Genomic DNA, 2,202 nt, shown 5'->3' with positions numbered 1-2,202 from the left:
ATACCGTCCATTGTTACGCTGGCATATGCCTTGATTGCCGAATCCTCTTTGTTTACCATTCTGTTGATAGATGCGTGTATTTTCATAATTTCATTCTCCTTTACATGGTCTGTTCGATTTCATGTTCTTCTTCAAATTCTTCGTCCGGTTCGATTATTTCCGGCTTGGTTTCCCTCACTGCGATAAGCCCTATGCCCGGCAGATTTACTACCACATGATTAAACTGCTCCTTGTACTTTTCGATCTGTTCATCGGTAAGTGAACAGCTATCCCACTCGCCGTATTCATTTTGATAGTTGCCTGAGATGTAAAAAGTGCCGTGGACAAGTGTTGCACCCACAATCCTGTTAGGCTCTGAACCGTTCAGCAGAAATTCGTCATTACACCAGACGATTGCGTCCTGCTTTGGTTCAAAATATATGGGCTCAATACATCCTCCGACCACCGACTGCATGGCATGGATATCATTGCGAATTTCAGCTTCATATGGAGCTTTTCCGTTTTCCACGATAAGAATTTTCATTATATCCGAATGATTTGTTTTATCGATATCGAAGTCTATCGGCTTGAATCCAACGCTGTCGCAGAAGTAAAAGCCTTTATCCTTGCCGTCGCAGATTTCAATGACATTGCTGACTGACATCGACTCTCCGAGATATCCGGGAGGTGTTTTGTCCGAATTGCAAAGGGCGAAAACACTTTCAAGGCTGTCACAGGTCACAGTACCGCCGTAAATCTGACGGTAATTCTCAGCTTTTATGCCGCCATGTGATTGTGTGTAGTCGTAATTCATAAAAGCGAGCTTATTACGGTCCTTTTCATGGTCGATCTGAAAAATCCTGATCTTCATCTGCGGAGCCTCGATCTGTTCAAGCCGTTCAACCGCCCATTTCGGAAGCTGCTCATAGTCGGCAACTCCGAAGAAATCCTCACGGTAGAATTGTGCTTTTTCGTCGTCCGCAAGGAACTGCCCGAATACCTTTCTGCCCGATTTTTCGGGATCGCAGCCAAAGCCGCCTGCTGCGTAGAAATACTGATTTATTGGGTCCTTGAACTGTTCGTTAAGGATTTCGGGCTTGAGGATCAACAGCTTTCTTTCGTAATCCTGCGGCTTATCGGATTGAACGCACTGTTTTTCGCCCACAAGTCCGAGCCTGTCATATCTTTTCTTTACCTGATCGATAAAGCCGTTAAGCACGGCGGGATGAGAATAAACACAGTATTCGCGCATTTCTTTTTGGGGAAGATATGAGGGGATAACAGACCTTGTCCACTCCTTGTTCTCACGGGAGAAACGACCGTCATCTTTCTTATTAAGAATGCTTGCGGCAAGCACCCACATTGTACGGTCATAACCGAAATCGGCTATGACCTTTTTAGCCCCATTTTTATTCAGAGTGAAACCGTCGAAACTATCTGAAATAGCCGATTCTATCGCTTTTTTACAGCGGATATTTTCCGTCCGGCTTTCACGGTATGCCTCAATTTCTCCGGTGAGTTTTGCGTTTTCAAAAGATTGTCTGTACAGATAACTCATACGTTTTTCACAGCTCCTTTTCTTTTAAGTCTCATAAGAGTTTTTAAAAGCCTTTCTCTTTCCTCCAGCACAAGTGACTCTACAAAGGAATCAAGCGGTTCACTTTCCGATTTGCAGTCGTCACACAGCTTCTCCTTTGTAACAGTTATCGTATTTCCCTTGGCGTCAAAGCTAAGAATATTCCCTGACCGTATATTAAGGGCAAGCCGTATTTCATAGGGTATCGTAATTCTGCCTTTCTTTCCTAACACCCGTACAATTTTATTCATCACTGCATTCCTCCGTTTCCTCGCCGCAGTAAGCATACAATGGACAATTACCACAATCATCATGCATGGAGCAAGTCCGTTCGATCTCTTCATCCGAGATACCACAATCACGGCGTTCTCTTTCGGGAGCATTACGCCATATCGTGAGAGAAACACCGCCGCCGTCGCACTCTGTTTCTACTCTTACGGGATTCCCGTTTTCATCGTAAAGTCCCGAAAATTCGGTCTTTCCATTTGTTGTGAGTACCTGTGCAAAAATTATCTTTTTCATAAAATTATACCTCCAAAATTGTCTGTTTCATCGTCAAACAGCGAGAGCTGGCGTACAGACCTTGCTCTCTCGCTCGTATCGTAATTGGATATGAGGAGTTCCGCATACTGACAGCCGCCGTCGTA

Annotated in this window: 3 protein-coding genes; all 3 read right to left on the bottom strand. The window is 44.4% G+C overall.

Translation table 11 applies throughout. The features are described from left to right. Window positions 1-100 precede the first annotated feature (100 nt). Genes DW938_RS14245 through DW938_RS14910 form a run of 3 tightly spaced genes read right to left on the bottom strand, consistent with a single transcriptional unit; the run spans window position 101 to window position 2,077 of the window. On the bottom strand, window positions 101-1,537 hold the full coding sequence (locus tag DW938_RS14245) for a DUF3849 domain-containing protein (RefSeq protein ID WP_118125574.1): 1,437 nt from the start codon (window positions 1,535-1,537) through the stop codon (window positions 101-103). Continuing rightward, entirely contained in the window at window positions 1,534-1,806 is a 273-nt protein-coding gene (locus tag DW938_RS14240) for an AbrB/MazE/SpoVT family DNA-binding domain-containing protein (protein WP_181983523.1), read from the bottom strand. Before DW938_RS14240 ends, DW938_RS14245 begins: the two co-directional genes overlap by 4 nt. Next, entirely contained in the window at window positions 1,799-2,077 is a 279-nt protein-coding gene (locus DW938_RS14910; RefSeq protein WP_181983524.1) for a hypothetical protein, read from the bottom strand. The genes DW938_RS14240 and DW938_RS14910 overlap by 8 nt, the downstream gene beginning before the upstream one ends. Window positions 2,078-2,202: the final 125 nt, after the last annotated feature.

The sequence above is a fragment of the Ruminococcus sp. AM43-6 genome (genome assembly GCF_003461785.1).
GTDB classification, from domain to species: Bacteria; Bacillota; Clostridia; order Oscillospirales; family Ruminococcaceae; genus Hominimerdicola; species Hominimerdicola aceti.
Note: the sequence above shows the minus strand (reverse complement) of the source record. Positions and strands in the feature narration are given on the sequence as shown.

What these genes read in the sequence shown, in the direction of transcription:
- DW938_RS14910 (WP_181983524.1), bottom strand. Translation starts at nt 2,077, where the DNA reads ATGAAAAAGATAATTTTTGCACAGGTACTCACAACAAATGGAAAGACC.
- DW938_RS14245 (WP_118125574.1), bottom strand. Translation starts at nt 1,537, where the DNA reads ATGAGTTATCTGTACAGACAATCTTTTGAAAACGCAAAACTCACCGGA.
- DW938_RS14240 (WP_181983523.1), bottom strand. Translation starts at nt 1,806, where the DNA reads ATGAATAAAATTGTACGGGTGTTAGGAAAGAAAGGCAGAATTACGATA.